This is a genomic window from Hymenobacter sp. (assembly GCF_035709525.1).
Lineage (GTDB): Bacteria > Bacteroidota > Bacteroidia > Cytophagales > Hymenobacteraceae > Hymenobacter.
Map to the genome: position 1 here is coordinate 1 of NZ_DASTEP010000032.1, position 16228 is coordinate 16228.

A 16228-nucleotide genomic window follows, 5' to 3' on the forward strand; every position below is an offset into this window, starting at 1 on the left:
CGTATCCATGCTGGCCGTGCCGTGGCGCAGCCCGCGCCAGGCCGCCGCGTAAAACCCGCTCCCGCCGAACAGCAGCACTGGCAGCGTGAGCAGCAGCAAAACGTAATTGAGCGCTGGCTCCGATACGCGGTGCATCAGGGCGGGCCACAGCATCAGCATACTCAGCGGCATGATGACGGCCGCCAGCCCAGCCGCGACCCAGAATCGGCGCTTGAGGTGCTGGTAGGCCAGGGCGCGGCGGGCGTCCAGCTCCTCATCGGTAGGTCCAAGTACCTCGGCAGCAGCTTCTTGGGTAGGGGCGGGCGGCGTGGCGGCTTCGGCCACTTGGTAGCCGGCGGCTTCTACGGCGGCTTTCAGGCGGGCGCGGTCGGCGAGGCCGGGTGCGAAGGCGACGGTGGCTTTTTCGGTGGCCAGGTTCACCTGGGCGCTTTGCACGCCGGGCGTTTTTTTGAGCGCACGCTCCACGAAGTTGGCGCAGGAGGCGCAGGTCATGCCCTCAATGGCGAGGGTGGCCGTTTCGACGGGGCCGGGCGCGGGCTCGGCGGGAGGCGTTATGGTAGGAGGGAAGGGCTGCATGAGAAAAGCGCGCGAACGTGAGCGTTCGGCTGGCGCTGACCTTACAACAGCCAGGGCGGGGCAATTGGCTTCGCCCGGTAGTGCATAATTGCGGAGCCCAGTTCGTAAGATTTTGGCCCTGGTACGGTTTAGCGACTCTGCGAGGGGCGGGCTGCTCGCCGTAAGAAAGGCTCGCCGCCCAAAGAGCGAAAAGCCGGCAGCCCGCCCCATGTAGCGCCAAGGGCAGCTACTACTGCGGCACGCGGCAGCGCTCTATCTGGCGGGCGTGGTAGCGGAAGCGCAGCCAGCCAATCAGCATAAACACTGCCGCCGCGCCCAGCGCCCCGAAGCCCAGCGCGTGCGCCCGGCGCGGCTCTAGCTGCAATAAAGCCAGCCCGAAGCCCACCAGCGCCAGGCTGGTCCGCACGTAGGTGAGCAGCGTGCGCTCGTTGGCGAGGCGGGTGCGGGCGGCGGCCAGCTGCTGCTGGTCGTAGGGCGGGAGGGAGCTCACGGGCAGCTACTTAACCAAAAATCTTGACCTGTTCGCCCTTGCGCTTGGTGCGCAGGTGCTGGCGGATAATCTGCTGAATGTCTTTGTTATCAGCATACGGCTTCACTGCGTCGCGGAAATCAGCCAGCTTGCGCGCCGTAAACGTCTCATCGACGTAGCCGAAGCCCACGTAGCGGCCGTTTTCGACCACTACCAGCGACTTCTCCTCGGCCCGACGGCCGGCCCCGATTACCACGAACGACTCGTGCTCGTAGGTAATGCTGTCGATGGCCTCGTCTACGCGCAGGTTGTAGGTTTCGGGGGCTTCCTGGCCCACGCAGGCACCCTGGCAGCGGTGCACCTGGTAGTCGAAGCACGCGCCCTGGGTTTTGTAGAGGCCGCACAGCTTCTGGCACAAGTTGTACTTCGCAACCTTATGGTAGAGAAAGCCTTGGGCCTTATACTGGTTGCCGAGCGCGATGATGGGAATCTCCGAATTGCGGGCGTCGGCGCGGCCGTAATAGAGGCGCTTGTAGCCGTTTTCGTCGGTTTTGAGGTAGATGCCGGCCGGAAACACCGAGCGCCGCTGCGCCCGATTATACGCCGGCTTGAGCTGCTTGATGAGGTGCGACTCGTAGAGCAGCGCCACCAGCTCCGAACCCGTCAGCTCCCAGGTGATGTCGGCAATGGAATTCTTGAAATCCAGACTTTTGCGCGACTTCACATCCACCGCGAAGTGCTGCTGAATGCGCTTGTAGATGTTGATGCTTTTGCCGACGTAAATCACCTCGCCGGCCTCGTTGTGGAAGTAGTACACGCCCGTTTCCTGTGGCAAGGAGGCTACCTTCTGGGGCGTGATGAGCGGCGGCAGCAAAGCCGTTTTGATGGCCTCGGCCACGGCCGTGACGCGGCGGGCGCTGGGCTTTTTGGTGGCGGGCGTAGCCGAGCGGCCGGCCGGGGCCAGGGCATCTACGCGGGCCAGGGCGTCGGCGTCGGTGGCCTCGGCGTTCTCAGCGTCCTGGGTTATTTTGAGCAGGCGGCCGAAAAGGATAGCCGTAGCCTCGGCGTCGCCGGCGGCGCGGTGCCGGCCGTTGAGCGGGATGCCGATATTCTGGCACAGCTTGCCCAGGCTGTAGCTCGGCTGGCCAGGGATGAGCGAGCGCGAGAGGCGCACGGTGCACAGCGTTTTGCGCGAATAATTATAGCCGAGGTCGGCAAATTCCTTTTTCAGAAAGGAGTAGTCGAACCGCACGTTGTGCGCCACGAATACGCAGCCTTCGGTCATCTCGACCACCTTGCGCGCTACCTCGTGAAAGCGCGGCGCATCGGCCACCATGTCGTTGGTAATGCCCGTGAGCTGGGTGATAAACGGCGGGATGGCCCGGCCGGGGTTTATTAAAGTAGTGTAAGAGTCAACTACTTGCTGGCCGTCGTGCACAAAAATGGCTAGCTCCGTGATGCGGTCGTTAGCGGGCTGGCCGCCGGTGGTTTCAAGGTCAATTATCGCGTACAAGGGCGGCGGGAGTTCGGGAGAGCTATGCTAACAAAGTTAGGGGCGGGGTTGGTTGCATAGCGCGAGGAACCTCACCCCCCGGCCCCCTCTCCAAAAGAGAGAGGGAACCGACCGCGAACAAGTGCAAGTCAGCGTCAAATGGCGTTATCAAAAAGCGTCAGGCTCCCCCTCTTTTTTGGAGAGGGGGCCGGGGGGTGAGGTTCACGCGAGCTGTACAAAAAAAGGCCCACCAATCCGGCGGGCCTTTTTCAAAAAAAGCTAAAAAACCTTAGCTGTTCTTGTTCTGCGACAGCCAGTTTTTGGCTTGCAGCACGGCATCGTGCTGCTGTTGGAATACCGTTTTGGCACCGGCCGGAATATCCTGGGCCGACAGGGCGGTTTCGTAGGCTTTCAGGGCAGTGGCTTCGCCGGTTTCGGCGGCTTCGAGCACCGACGAGTCGCTGCCGCCGGTGAAGGCCGACTTGATGTTAATCCAGCCGCGGTGCACGGCGGCGGCGGCATCGGTGGCTACGCTTTCGATGGTCGTTTCTTCTTTGGCCTCAATGCCGTACTGCTTGGCGTAGCCTTCGAGGTCCGACACAAAGCCGGCGCGCTGCTGGGCGTACTCGCTGAGCTTCGACTTCAGCTCGGGGCTGCTTACTTCTTCAGCGGCTTCCTGGTAGCCTTTGGCCGAAGTGCGGTTGAGGTTGAGAATGTCGGTGAAGGCGCGGGTGATGGTTTCGTTGGCCATGACTTGAAAAGGAAATTTAAAAGAAAAAGAAGGGTGGCGGTTAAGCCGTTGGTGCGTCATTGTACGGGGGCTGCGGGCGGGTGGCTGACTTTGCGGCGTGCAAAATTTTGGCCTTAAAGTACCGCGCAGCTTAGGCGCGGCGCGGCTGGGGCATGGGCGGCAGCTTGGGCTCGGGCGCGAGCGGCGGGCGCTTGCCGCGCACCTGGTCCCAGAGTTTGGCTAAGAAGCCGCGGTCGTCGCTGGAGTCTTTTGGGGTGGCTTCGCCGTCGCCTACGTCGCCCAGCAAAAAGCCCCAGGGCTCGGTGGCCTTGTTGGCATCGAGCACTACCTTAATAACAGCCGATAGCGGCACGCTTAGTATCATACCCGGCGTGCCCCAGAGCTGCGCACCCAAAATGAGAGCGATGATGGCCGTGAGCGGATTCAGACTAACCTTGGAAGCCGTAATGAGTGGAGCCAGAATGTTATCCGAAATAAATTGCACCAGCATAAATACGCCGATAACCAATAGCCCGTGCGTGAGCGAGCCAGTTTCGACGTAAGTGATGAGGGCCGGAATAATGGAGCCCACGATGATGCCGATGTAGGGAATGACGGCCAGCACCGAGGCAAAAACGGCGAAGAAAATGGCGTATTTCACGCTCAAGGCCAGCAGCCCGATGGCGTTCATAATCGACACCACCACGATAACCGTGAACAAACCCGACATGTAGCCCTGCACCACGTTCTGAATATTATCGACGGTGTGCAGCACCACGGTGCGCTTGTCGGGCTCTACGAAGCGGAACATGAACTGCCGCAAGTGGTCGCGGTAGTACAAGAAACAGAAGATGTAGATGGGCACCAGGGTCACGGTGCTCAGCACGCCGAGGGTCGTATTAAGTGTGGAACCCAGATACTTGCTCGATTGCTTTTGCAGGGCATCCAGCGACGAATTGATGACCTCGTCGTGGCTCATGGGCTGAAAGTGGAAGCGCTGGGCCAGCTGCTGCTGCGTCTGGTCGAAGAGCACGACGAGCTTGCTTTGGATGAGCGGTAGCTCGCCGCGCAGCCCTACTATCTGGGTGCCAAAAAAGGTGAACAGCCCCGCCAGCCCTAGTACTACCAATAGGATGGAAGCAAAGATGGCGAGCATGCGGGGCCAGCGCCACTTTTCGAGCTTGGTCACGAGTGGCATCAGCAAGAGGCTCAGCAAGATGGCGTAGATGAGCGGTAGTATCAGGTCGTCGAGCTTGTGCAGCACGAACACCAGCAGCGACAGCCCGATGAGCAGAAACGTGTAGTGCACCACGGCCGGCTGCTTTATCTCGGTAGGGGCGTGGTTGAACGACTGGCCGGGTAAATTGCGCGGCTGGTTGAACTGGTTGGGCGGGGGAAGCATGTAACGTGTTGGGTTATGAATTTTGAGTTATGAGTTGAGTTCGCCGCGTGAACCTTGCGGCCCCGACGAGGGTTGAAAAACCAACGCCATTGGCACCAGTAAACTAATTAAACTGGCAAGTAAAGGTTGATTAACGCCGCGTTAAGCGTTACTTTTACCGAATAACTGCCCTCCCATACGGATTTCAGGCGCGCGCAGCTAAGCGCCACGCTCAGCCAGCAGCGCCCTAGCCTAGCCAGCCCGGCGCAGCCGGGCGTATCCGTTAAATCCTAAAAATCCGTTTGAATCTGCGATGAGTGAACAGCAAGTACTTGCCCCCGCCCACGGCTACACCGAAGACAGCATCCGCTCGCTCGACTGGCGCGAGCACATCCGGTTGCGGCCGGGCATGTACATCGGCAAGCTGGGCGATGGCAGCTCCTACGACGATGGTATCTACGTGCTGGTGAAGGAAGTAGTCGATAACTGCATCGACGAGCACGTGATGGGCTACGGCCGCACCATTGAAATAAAAATATCCGAAAGCAAGGTGCAGGTGCGCGACTACGGCCGGGGCATTCCGCTGGGCAAGGTGGTCGACGTGGTGAGCAAAATCAACACCGGCGGCAAGTACGACTCGAAGGTATTTCAGAAGTCGGTGGGCCTCAACGGCGTGGGTACCAAGGCCGTGAATGCGCTCAGCAACTTCTTTCTGGTGCAAAGCGTGCGCGACGGGCAGCTCAAGGCGGCCGAGTTTTCGCAGGGCCAGCTCGTAAATGACCCGCAGCCTCAGAAAACCAGCCAGCGCAACGGCACGCTCATCACGTTTCAGCCCGACGATACGATTTTCAAGAATTACGTCTTCCGGCCCGAATACCTCGAAAGCCAGATTCGCAACTACTGCTATCTAAATGCGGGCCTAGTCATTCACTTCAACGGCCAGAAATACGAAGCCAAAAACGGCCTTTTTGACCTGCTGAACGACAAAACCGACCCCGAGGCGCGGCGCTACGACATCATCCACCTGAAAGGGGAGGACATCGAGATGGCGCTGACCCACGGCAACGACTACGGCGAAGAGTACTACTCGTTTGTGAACGGGCAGTACACCACGCAGGGCGGCACGCACCTGGCGGCCTTCCGCGAGGCGGTGGTGAAGACGGTGCGCGAGCACTATAAAAAGGAGTACGACGCGGCCGACATCCGGGCCAGCATTATCGGGGCCATTTCGATACGGGTGCAAGAGCCGGTGTTTGAAAGCCAGACCAAAACCAAGCTCGGCAGCATCAACATGGAGCCCGAAGCCGAAACCGCGCGCCCGGTGCGCGGCTTCATCATCGACTTCGTAAAAGAGCACCTCGACAACTACCTGCACAAAAACCCGGCGGTGGCCGAGGCGCTCAAAAAGCGCATCGAGCAAAGCGAGCGCGAGCGCAAGGACATGGCCGGCGTGAAAAAGCTGGCCAACCAGCGCGCCAAAAAAGCCAACCTGCACAACCGCAAGCTGCGCGACTGCCGCTTTCACCTAGGCGAAAACGCCAAGGACGGGGCCGAAAAAGAGCAACTGACTACTCTGTTCATTACGGAAGGCGACTCGGCCAGCGGCAGCATCACCAAGAGCCGCAACGTGGAGTTGGAGGCCGTGTTCAGCCTGCGCGGCAAGCCGCTCAACTGCTTCGGGCTCAAGAAGAAAATAGTGTATGAGAACGAGGAGTTCAACCTCTTGCAGCACGCCCTCAACATTGAGGAAGGGCTGGAAGGGCTGCGCTACAACCGCGTGGTAATCGCCACCGACGCCGACGTGGATGGGATGCACATCCGGCTGCTGCTGCTCACGTTCTTCCTGCAATTCTTCCCCGACCTCGTGCGCAACGGGCACGTGTACATCCTGGAGACGCCGCTGTTCCGGGTGCGGAATAAGAAGGAAACCATCTACTGCTACTCGGAAAGTGAAAAGCAGGAGGCCATGCGCAAGTTGGGCCGCAACCCCGAGGTAACGCGCTTTAAGGGGTTGGGCGAAATCTCGCCCGACGAGTTCGGCAAGTTTATCGGCGAGAATATTAAGCTGGAGCCGGTCATTTTGCAGTCCGACCGCTCGGTGCAGCAGGTGCTGGCCTACTACATGGGCAAGAATACGCCGGCCCGCCAGGAGTTTATCATCGACAACCTGCGCCTGGAAAAAGACCTGGTGACGAGCGACACGCTGCCCGAGCCCGAAATCGCGCTGGCGTAGTTGAAAATTAATGAAACCAAAACCCGCTGTATTTCGTAGCGACCCTTATGCCCCTTCACCACCTCATCTACGAGAGCCAGGCTACAAGGCCTTTCACCGAAGCTGAACTAGCGAATTTGCTGCAACAAGCCCGCCAGCATAATGAGGCCAATGGCCTGTCGGGCATTCTGCTTTATGCCAGCGACGGGCGCTTTGTGCAGGTGCTGGAAGGGGAGGTAGACGAGGTGCATGAGCTGTATTTCATGCACATCTCGCGCGACAAGCGCCACGAGCACCTGACGCTGCTGGCCGATGGCCGCCTCAGCGAGCGGCGCTTTGCCGAGTGGCGCATGGGGTTTCGGTCCGCTACGCCCGAGGCGCTGGCCGAGCTCACCGGCCACGTGAGCACCGCCGACGCTACCTTTCTATTGCCCTCGCTGCCTCACCTGCCCAACGCGCTACTCGATAAGCTGCTCGACTACGTGCAGTACGCGCCCGTGAACCCGGCGCTGGAAGAAGTGAGCTATTAGCTAAGCCGAAATAATCGCCTGCCAGGCCCCCGTTCGCACGCCGGACGGGGGCTTTTTTATGCCCCAAAACGACTTGGCCGTGGCCGGTGAGCGTGGGCCAGCAGCGCTGGTAAGCGGCAAGTTATTCAGCCGAGGTACTCCTTTTGATGTCAGCTTCAAGTAGGCATTTCTATCTTGTTCGAAATTCCGATTTTCAACCCGGTTTATCCTACAATCCTCACCCCGCATGAAGAAAAAATTACTCCGCGCCCAGCCTAGCCACTGGGGCCTGGGCTTGCTGCTAGCCACCGGGCTGCCCGCCGCCGCCCAAACCGGCGCGCCGTATTTCAGCGCCGACGGTGCAGCCACGCGGCTGGCCGCCGCCGCGCCGCTGGCCGGGCAGCTGCGGCACTACCGCGCCTACACCCTCGACCTGGCCGGCCTGCGCCGCAGCCTGGCTGGGGCGCGGCTGCGCACGGCCGGCGCGCCCGTTACCTTGCTGCTGCCCCAGCCCGACGGCACCACCCAGCGCTTCGCGGTGTGGGAAGCGCCGCTGCTAGCGCCCGCGCTGGCGGCCAAAAACCCGAGTGTTCGCACCTACGGCGGGCAGGGCCTCGACGACCCCACGGCCCGCCTGAGTTTGACCGTGAGCACCGCCGGCCTGATGGCCCAGGTACTCACTGACCAGCCCGGCGGGGCCGTGTACCTGGAGGCAGCCAGCAAAGACGATGCCCTACACATCGTGAGCTACTACGCTCAGGATGTGCTGCCGGGCAAGGCGAGCCCCAGTGCCTGCGGCACCACCGTGCTGCCCGACGTGCCCCAGCCGCCGCCCGCGCGCCCGCGCGGCGGGCCCAGCGCCACGGGCGCTAAAACCAGCGCCATTACCCAGCCCATCGGGCCTACGCTCACGGTGTACCGGCTCGTGGTGTCTACTACTAAGGAGTACAGCGCCAGCGTGCACAGCGCGGCCAACGGCACCGACTCGACCGACGTGCTGACGAACGTGGTGGCGCTGGTGAACAACGTGCGGACTATTCAGGAGCGCGACCTGGCTGTGTCGATGACGCTGGTTAATTACAAGTTTTACAACACGGTAGTGACTGGTAATTACAACCAGACCAGCGACCAGCAGATGATACAGCAAAACCGTATCAACATGGAGACGCGCTTCGGGGCCAGTTCCTTCGACCTGGGACACCTGTTTGCTTCCAGCAGTAGCGGTTTGGCTTACGTGGGAGTAGTGGCCAACCCCAATACGAACTCGCCTTACATCACCACTGTGCCTACCACCGTGCCCACTTCTGGCCCCGACCGCACCTACAAGGCCGGGGCAGTGTCGGGCAATGGGGGGCGCAATTCCTCGCTGGCTTATTTTTCAACCAGCGTGATTGCCCACGAGATGGGCCACCAGTTTTCGGCTCGGCATACCTTCAATGGCGGCTGCGCGCCCAACCGCACGGCCACCACGGCCTGGGAGCCGGGCAGCGGCTCCACCATCATGTCGTATGCCGATGTGGGCTGCGGCGCTACCATCGAGCCGCGCAGCGATGCCTACTACCACGCCGGCTCCATCGACCAGATGCGCAGCTACGTGGAGGCTATTACCACCGCTTATTCGGCCGGCACTACCTACAACTCGGGCAATACGCCGCCCACCATCACGGTGCCGGGCAATAAAACCATTCCGCAGGGCACGCCCTTCCGGCTCGTGGCCGATGGCAGCGACGTGAACGCCGCCGACGTGCTGCAATACAACTGGGAAGAGCTGGACACGGGCTCGCTGGCCAACGTAACCGACCCGCAGGTGGCGGGCGATAATTTTCCGCTGTTTCGCTCCATTTTGCCCAGCACCAGCGGGGCCACGCGCTACTTTCCGCGCCTGAGCTACCTCGGTGGCTCGCCCACGGCCAGCACCAATGCCAGCGAGCGCCTGCCCACCGTGGCCCGCACGCTCAGCTTTAAATGCACCGCCCGCGACTACCACACCGGCACCGGCGCGGCCTACAGCGCTACCGCCAGCGGCATCGTGGGCGGCGTGACGGAAAGCAGCCTCGTAACCCTGACCGTGAGCGCGGCCAACAGCACGCCCTTTGCCGTGCTGGCCCCCAACACGGCCGTGAAATGGGTGGCCGGCTCGACCCAAACCATTAGTTGGAACGGCGTGGGCACCAAAACCTCGGCCGTTAACTGCCAGGTAGTCAACATCCGCCTCAGCACCGATGGCGGCGCGACGTACCCCACCGTGCTGGCCGCCAACGTGCCCAACGTGGATGGCACGGGCTCGGCCAGCATCGCGGTGCCGGCTAACCTGAATACCACTACCGCCCGCATTATGGTGGAGGCGGCCGACAACTACTTCTTCGATATTTCGGATACCAATTTCACCATCACTACCGGCCCCGTGGCGCAGAGCCTCAGCCCCGCCAGCGGGCCGGTGGGCACGGTCGTGACGATAGCCGGCGACAACTTTGGTACCTCGGCCGCTGACCTCAGCGTGACCTTTGCCAGCCTCACGGGCACGGTGGCGGGCACTATCACCAGCGTCAGCAACGGCAGCATTCAGGTAACGGTGCCGGCCACCGCCCTCACCGGCTCGGTGGTGGTGACGCGCACCGGCGCGGCGGCCGGCACCAGCACGGCGGGCACCTTCAGCGTGACGCCACTAGTGAGCAGCCTCAGCCCCACTTCGGGAACCGAGAACAGCGTCGTGACCATCTCGGGTACTGGCCTGGGCAATGCCATCTGGGTATCATTCAACGGCGTGCGGGTGCAGAGCCGCAATTTCACCAGCACCAACTACACCACCCAGCCCAACACCATCACCCTGAACGTGCCCCTCGGGGCCTCGACCGGGCCGGTAGTAGTGGCCACGGCAGGCGGCCCCAGCAATAATACGGTCGTGTTCACCGTGACCTCGTTCAGCTTCAGCCCGCTGGCGATGAGCCCGCCCTCGGGCACCGGCGCGGCCAGCGAGGCCGCTAACATCGTGGCTACCCTCACCGCCGCGCCCAATACGCCGGCTGCCGCTACGCCCCTCAAGGTGAGCAGCTTGCAAGCAGGTGGCCGCCGGGCCGGTACTACCACCGCCAGCGGTAATACGCTGGTGTTCGACCCGACCGCTAATTTCCGGGCTGGTGAAGTGGTGCAGGCTACCCTCACCACGGCCGCTACGTCGGGCACCGCTGCTACCGCACTATCGCGTCCCTACGTCAGCCAGTTTACCACCCGCGCCCGCCAGGCTACCGGCGTGGGCACCAGCGTCGACTACACGGCCGGCGTGGGCGTCCGCCCCGAAAGTATCGTGGCTGGCAACCTCAACGCCGACCCCGCCCTGGACCTCGTGATGGTGAACCGCACCGACAACACCGTGAGCGTAATGCTGAACAACGGCACGGGCACGGGTTTCGTGGCCGCGGCCGGCAGCCCCATCGCGGTGGGCGCCACGCCGCTGCACGCCCTGCTGGCCGACCTCGATAACGACGGCAACCTTGACCTCATCGTAACCTGCTCCAGCGGCACCATCAACCTGCTGAAAGGCAACGGCGATGGCACCTTCGCGGCACAGGCCAGCCTCACCGGCCAGGGCGCGCTCTCGATGACCGCCGTGGGCGACCTCAACGGCGATGGCAACCTCGACCTGGTAACTTCGGCCGGCACCAGCACCGTGGCCCGCGCCCTCGTGAGCCTGGCCAACGTGGATGCCAGCGGCAACGGCAATTTCACCTTCACTACCACGCCGTACAACAACCTGGAGCTGGGCACGCAGTCGGTAGTGCTGGCTGATTTCGACGAAGATGGCCGCCTCGACCTGGCCGCTGGCAACAACACGGCGGGCACCGTGAGCGTGCGCTTCGGCGACGGGACCGGCGCGTTTGCGGGCAGCCTCAGCCTCACCGCCACTGGCATCAACCAGGTAGTAGCGGCCGACCTCACCGGCGACGGCCACCTCGATTTGGCTTCCGTCAATACCTTCGACGCTACCAACGGCCGGCCCGTGCAATTCTGGATAGGGAGCGGTAACGGCACCTTCAGCGCATCCAGCCGGCTCGCGCCCAGCGTGTTTGCCTACACCCTGAGCACCGGCGACTACAATGGCGACGGTATCATCGACGTGATTGCGCCGCGTGCGGGCTCCAATGCCGGCGGGGTCGATATTTTCAGCTACAACGCCGCCTCGGCCTCGTTTACGGGCCCCATCACCCGCTCCGCGCAGGGTGCGCAGCCCCGCCACGTAGCGGTAGCCGACATCAACAATGACCAAGCGTTGGACTTCGTGACCGCCAACTCGGTGGGCGGCAACAGCTTCAGCACGACGCTGGGCACGGCCGGCGTAGCGCTGGCCACCACGCCGGCTGCCGCCCGCGCGGCGGGCGAGCTGCACCTGTACCCCAACCCGGCCCGTGGCACCGTCACGGTGGCGCTGGGTAGCGGGGCGACTACCGCCCCGCTGCAAGTGCTCAATGCGCTGGGCCAACTGGTGCTGAGCCGCCCCGCGCTGGCCGCCGGCCAGGCAGCGCAGCTGCCGCTGGCCGGCCTCGCGCCGGGCCTCTACGTGGTGCGCTGCGGCGCGCTACGCCAGCGTCTGGTAGTCGAATAGGCAACTCAAGGTTGGTTTGAGAGCCCTCGCCCCGTACCGGGCGAGGGCTTTTTGGTTATAAAGATTATGCAAGCCTGAGAAAACAGAGAAATAGCTGGTGCTAGCTAAATTAGTGGCCTCAGCGTCGGCGGTAGCTAATATTATTGGGAACTTTCCGGCGCGAGACTGCTTTTCTAAAAAGGCGATTTTCGCCCATTTTCAAGGTACTTTTGCCGGTTGACTGCCGACTTATTACGTTTTCCCTCGTGGCTCTTTTCGATACTCCCGCCTCCGACGCTTCCGAACCCGATTATCTTCAGCCTGGCGACTCGCTGGATTTCAACCTGGGCCATCCCTCCGGCGAAGCGCTCGATGCCGCCGCCGAAAGCCCGGCAAGTGAGGTCGATACCGAGGCGGTGGAGATGGTAGGCAACGCACTTTTTGACGAAGAAAACCAGCCGGAAACCGACGCCGACGCGCCCACCGAGGGCGAAGAAGCCGAGCCCGACTCGCCCGCCGAAGCGGCGGAAGAGGAAAGCGACGAGGATACCAAATTCGCCCCCGGCGAGGCCGTGCACGACCTCACGAGCGTGCGCGGCATGTACCAGAACTGGTTTCTGGACTACGCCAGCTACGTGATTCTGGAGCGCGCTGTGCCAGCCGTGGAAGATGGCTTGAAGCCCGTGCAGCGCCGCATCCTGCACGCGATGAACGAGATGGACGACGGCCGCTTCAACAAAGTGGCCAACGTGATTGGTCAAACCATGCAGTACCACCCGCACGGCGATGCCAGCATCGGCGACGCGATGGTGAACCTGGGCCAGAAGGACTTGCTCATCGAAACGCAGGGCAACTGGGGCGACGTGCGCACCGGCGACTCGGCCGCCGCGCCGCGCTACATCGAGGCGCGCCTGAGCAAGTTTGCGCTCGAAGTCGTGTTCAACCCTGACATCACGGAGTGGCAGATGAGCTACGACGGCCGCAAGCGCGAGCCCATCGCGCTGCCCGTCAAGTTTCCGCTGCTGCTGGCGCAGGGCGTGGAAGGTATCGCGGTGGGTCTGAGCACCAAGATTATGCCGCACAACTTCCGCGAGCTGTGCCAGGCGAGTATCGACGTGCTGCGCAAGCGCGAAATCCGGCTTTACCCCGACTTTCCGACCGGTGGCCTGGCCGACATCAGCAACTACCAGAGCGGGCAGCGGGGCGGTAAAATCCGGCTGCGGGCCACGATTGAGAAGGTCGATAAAACGCTGCTCGTTATTCGCGACATTCCGTACGGCACCACTACTACGGCGCTGATGGAGAGCATCGTAAAGGCGAGCGAGGCCAATAAAATCAAGATAAAAAAGGTGGTAGACAACACCGCCGCCGACGTCGAGATTCAGGTGCAGCTGCCGCCCGGCATCAGTCCCGACCTCACCATCGACGCGCTCTACGCCTTCACGGACTGCGAAATTTCGATTTCGCCCAACACCTGCGTCATCATCGACGACAAGCCGCGCTTCGTGGCCGTGGAGGACATGCTGCGCCTGAGCACGGCCAAAACCGTGCGCCTGCTGGAGCGCGAGCTGGAAATCCGGCAGCAGGACTTGCAGGAAAAATGGCACTCGGCCTCGCTGGAGAAGATTTTCATCGAAAACCGCATCTACCGCAAAATCGAGGAGTGCGAGACCTGGGAGCAGATTCTGGAAACCATCGACGCCGGCCTCAAGAAGTTCGTGCGGGTAGAAGGGGAGAAGCTGAAAGCCAACGACTCGCGCATTGTGCTGCGCCGCCCGGTGAACGAGGACGACCTCACGCGCCTGACCGAAATCCGCATCAAGCGCATCTCGAAATACGACGGTTTCAAGGCCGAGGAATACATCCAGAAGCTCGATGCGGAGCTGGCCGAGGTGGCCGACCACCTGGCCAACCTCACGCGCTACGCCATTGCGTACTTCGAAAACCTGCTGAAAAAGTACGGTGCCAAGCGTGAGCGCAAAACCCAGCTCCGGACCTTCGATGTGGTTACGGCTCAGAAGGTTGCCATTGCTAATCAGAAGCTCTACGTCAACCGTCAGGACGGCTTCGTGGGCTACGGCCTGAAGAAGGACGACAAGGCCGAGTTCATCGTGGACTGCTCGGACCTGGACGACATCATCGCCATCAAGCGCGACGGGACGTTTGTGGTGACGCGCATTGCCGAAAAGACTTTTGTGGGCAAAGACATCCTGCACGCCGGGGTCTACAACAAAAACGACGACCGGCTGGTGTACAACATGGTGTACGTGGATGGCGCGAGCGGCATCAGCTTCGCCAAGCGCTTCCTGGTTTCGGGCATCACCCGCGACAAGTCGTATGACCTGACCAAGGGCACCAAGGGTACTAAAACACTGTACCTCACGGCTAACCCGAACTCGGAAAGCGAGATTGTCACCATTCAGCTGTCCAATAAGGCGCAGGCGCGGGTCAAGCAGTTCGACTTCGACTTTGCCGACCTGGCCATCAAGGGCAAGGGCTCGATGGGCAACATCGTGACCAAGCAGCCCATCAAGCAGATTACCCGCAAAGCCGTGGGTGACAGCACGCTGGGCGGGCGCGACGTGTTTTTCGATAGCGTAGTAGCTCGCCTCAAGCACGAGGCGCACGGCCGCTATCTCGGCGCATTCGACACCGACGACGCCATTCTGGTAGTGTTCAAGGACGGTTCCTATGAATTGCAGGCTCCCAACCTGAATACGCATTTCGACCTGCCCAACATTGTGCTGCTGCGCAAGCTGGAACCCGATACAGTGGTGAGTGCCGTATATCTCGATGGCGAAACCAAAACGCACTATGTCAAGCGGTTCAAGATTGAAACCAGTACACTCGACAAGCGTTTCACCTTCATTTCGGAAAGCAAGGGCTCGAAGCTGCTGGCCGCTACCGCCTTTGCCGAGCCGGAGATAGAGGTAGGCTTCCAGCGCGATAAAAAGGCCGATAAGGAAAAGGAAATAATCCGCCTCGACCAGTTTATTGAAGTGAAAGGCTGGAAGGCAATGGGCAACAAGCTCAACTACTTCAGAATAAACGGCCTGACGCTACTCACCGACGAAGGCCCCGAGCCTGCCCGCCGCGAAGCCAAGAAGCGCGGCGCAGCCGCGCCCAAGCCCGAAGAAGCCGCGGCTGAGCCCGCCGCGACTACCCCCGCCGAGCCCACGGGCGCGGTCGAAATCACGGCCGAGGAGGTAGCGCAGTCGCAGGCCCTGCTCCAGCGGCGGCCCAAGGCGCAACTGGGTTTGTTTTAGCGCGGGCACTTGACCGGGGTTATTACCGTTGAGATGCGTATGGTGCGAGTTGCGAAAGTGCTGCTACTGGCGCTCGGCCTGGCCGGGCTGGGCGGCGCGCGCGCCGCTCATGCCCAAAAAACGACCACGTCGCAACCCTCGCCGCCCGCCACGCCCGAGCCTATTGAGCTAACCAACGCGCAAAAGAAAAAAGCTTCCCAGGCGCCCGACTCGGTGCGGCTGCGGCAGCACCTGCGCAACGCCAACGCACTGCAAGCCAAGTATAAAGACTCGGAGGCGCTGGCCGAATACCAGGCGGCGCTCAAGCTCGACCCGCAGCACTACCAGAGCCTTTGGCGGGCCGCCGCGCTGAGCGTGAGCATCGGCAACCGCTACTCGGACGAAACGCGCAAGAGCGCTTACTTCGACGCGGCGCAGGACTACGCCAGCCGGGCGCTGGCCGTGCAGGCCGACGGCGGTGAAAGCAACTACGTGATGGCGCTGGCGCTCTTCAGCCAGGCGGGCCTGCTGAGCGCGCGCGACCGGCTGCGGATTTTTAAAAAAATCCGGCCGCACGTATTTCTGGCCACCGAGTGCCGGCCCGATTTGGCCGAGGGCTGGCAACTGCTGGGCCGCTGGTATTACCGCGTAGCGCACTACAACGTGCTGGAAAAAACGTTTTCGCGCGTGTTTCTGGGCGGCTACCCGCAGGGCGCTACCTCCCAGAAAGCCATCGACGCGCTGGAAACCGCCCGCCGCCTCGACCCGGCGCGTATTCAGTACTACTACGATTTGGCGCGCATTTACAAGTACCAGGGCCGGCGACGGCGCGCTATCGCCATTTTGCAGGAGGCGATTAAATTGCCCGCTTACACCAGCGAAGACCTGACTATCAATCGCTTGTGCCAGCAGCTGCTGCCGCCGCTGGTGCGCGCCGCCGCCCGCCGCGACCGCCTGCACGCCCGCTGGTACGACGGCCTGCGAATGGGGGAGGGGCGCGATAAGTAAAAGCCGCGGGCCGCGCCACTACGCCAA

At 62.0% G+C, this 16228-nt stretch carries 10 protein-coding genes; 5 read left to right on the forward strand and 5 right to left on the reverse strand.

Annotated features, from left to right (window positions below; all coding sequences use genetic code 11):
* The 5 genes from VFO93_RS02830 to VFO93_RS02850 all read right to left on the reverse strand — a co-directional run.
* On the reverse strand, positions 1-576 hold a 576-nt coding region (locus tag VFO93_RS02830; RefSeq protein ID WP_325132802.1), incomplete at its 3' end, for a cation transporter.
* Between the two features lie 229 nt (positions 577-805).
* Complete coding sequence (locus VFO93_RS02835) at positions 806-1066, reverse strand: DUF202 domain-containing protein (RefSeq protein WP_325132803.1); 261 nt, start codon at positions 1064-1066, stop codon at positions 806-808.
* A gap of 10 nt (positions 1067-1076) precedes the next feature.
* A complete protein-coding gene (locus VFO93_RS02840) occupies positions 1077-2558 on the reverse strand; it encodes an exonuclease domain-containing protein (RefSeq protein ID WP_325132804.1) in 1482 nt (493 codons plus the stop codon).
* Positions 2559-2826: 268 nt separating this feature from the next.
* Entirely contained in the window at positions 2827-3288 is a 462-nt protein-coding gene (locus VFO93_RS02845) for a PA2169 family four-helix-bundle protein (RefSeq protein ID WP_325132805.1), read from the reverse strand.
* Positions 3289-3418: 130 nt separating this feature from the next.
* The gene (locus VFO93_RS02850) at positions 3419-4669 is read right to left on the reverse strand and encodes an AI-2E family transporter (RefSeq protein ID WP_325132806.1); all 1251 of its coding nucleotides are present in this window, start codon (positions 4667-4669) and stop codon (positions 3419-3421) included.
* Between the two features lie 292 nt (positions 4670-4961).
* Between VFO93_RS02850 and VFO93_RS02855 the strand changes: the two genes are divergently transcribed.
* From VFO93_RS02855 to VFO93_RS02875, 5 genes are all read left to right on the forward strand, one after another.
* On the forward strand, positions 4962-6881 hold the full coding sequence (locus tag VFO93_RS02855; RefSeq protein WP_325132807.1) for a DNA topoisomerase IV subunit B: 1920 nt from the start codon (positions 4962-4964) through the stop codon (positions 6879-6881).
* 47 nt (positions 6882-6928) lie between these two features.
* Entirely contained in the window at positions 6929-7390 is a 462-nt protein-coding gene (locus VFO93_RS02860) for a BLUF domain-containing protein (protein ID WP_325132808.1), read from the forward strand.
* A gap of 226 nt (positions 7391-7616) precedes the next feature.
* The gene (locus tag VFO93_RS02865; protein WP_325132809.1) at positions 7617-11969 is read left to right on the forward strand and encodes an FG-GAP-like repeat-containing protein; all 4353 of its coding nucleotides are present in this window, start codon (positions 7617-7619) and stop codon (positions 11967-11969) included.
* A gap of 401 nt (positions 11970-12370) precedes the next feature.
* Positions 12371-15214 carry a DNA gyrase/topoisomerase IV subunit A gene (locus VFO93_RS02870; RefSeq protein ID WP_325132820.1) on the forward strand — a complete coding sequence of 948 codons (2844 nt, stop codon included), beginning with the start codon at positions 12371-12373 and terminating at the stop codon, positions 15212-15214.
* 39 nt (positions 15215-15253) lie between these two features.
* The gene (locus VFO93_RS02875; RefSeq protein ID WP_325132810.1) at positions 15254-16201 is read left to right on the forward strand and encodes a hypothetical protein; all 948 of its coding nucleotides are present in this window, start codon (positions 15254-15256) and stop codon (positions 16199-16201) included.
* Positions 16202-16228 lie beyond the last annotated feature (27 nt).

What these genes read in the sequence shown, in the direction of transcription:
- VFO93_RS02850 (WP_325132806.1), bottom strand. Translation starts at nt 4,669, where the DNA reads ATGCTTCCCCCGCCCAACCAGTTCAACCAGCCGCGCAATTTACCCGGC.
- VFO93_RS02870 (WP_325132820.1), top strand. Translation starts at nt 12,371, where the DNA reads ATGGTAGGCAACGCACTTTTTGACGAAGAAAACCAGCCGGAAACCGAC.
- VFO93_RS02865 (WP_325132809.1), top strand. Translation starts at nt 7,617, where the DNA reads ATGAAGAAAAAATTACTCCGCGCCCAGCCTAGCCACTGGGGCCTGGGC.
- VFO93_RS02845 (WP_325132805.1), bottom strand. Translation starts at nt 3,288, where the DNA reads ATGGCCAACGAAACCATCACCCGCGCCTTCACCGACATTCTCAACCTC.
- VFO93_RS02860 (WP_325132808.1), top strand. Translation starts at nt 6,929, where the DNA reads ATGCCCCTTCACCACCTCATCTACGAGAGCCAGGCTACAAGGCCTTTC.
- VFO93_RS02875 (WP_325132810.1), top strand. Translation starts at nt 15,254, where the DNA reads ATGGTGCGAGTTGCGAAAGTGCTGCTACTGGCGCTCGGCCTGGCCGGG.
- VFO93_RS02855 (WP_325132807.1), top strand. Translation starts at nt 4,962, where the DNA reads ATGAGTGAACAGCAAGTACTTGCCCCCGCCCACGGCTACACCGAAGAC.